The sequence below is a fragment of the Capnocytophaga sp. oral taxon 332 str. F0381 genome (assembly GCF_000318275.2).
GTDB classification, from domain to species: domain Bacteria; phylum Bacteroidota; class Bacteroidia; order Flavobacteriales; family Flavobacteriaceae; genus Capnocytophaga; species Capnocytophaga bilenii.
Genome location: NZ_KB291256.1, coordinates 1 through 269, shown reverse-complemented (window position 1 = coordinate 269; position 269 = coordinate 1). Strand labels below are relative to the sequence as shown.

The 269-nt window shown below is 29.4% G+C and carries 1 pseudogene; it reads left to right on the top strand.

What is annotated here, in order from left to right:
- Positions 1-182 (top strand): annotated as a pseudogene (locus tag HMPREF9075_RS13645) (hypothetical protein); the annotation flags it as partial.
- Between the last annotated feature and the right edge of the window lie 87 nt (positions 183-269).

Sequence of the window (269 nt, the reverse complement as noted above, 5' to 3'; positions counted from 1 at the left end):
ATGAAGGAACTTTTAAGGCAGGACTACTTTCAGCAGTTAGTCTTTCTCGTGGAGATTGCAGACTTTTTACTGATAAAAATTGCTTTGTAATAAAATCAACTGAAATTGGTCTTACTGAAGTTGTTCTTTTGAAAAAAGGCAAGCGATATATAATAGTAGGAATAGAAATATTGACAGCATAATAATACTTACTAAAAATTCTATGATCTAAGTTTATGAAAAAACCCTTACCTTTGCAAAACAAAATAAAACAAGATAGAACAATGAAC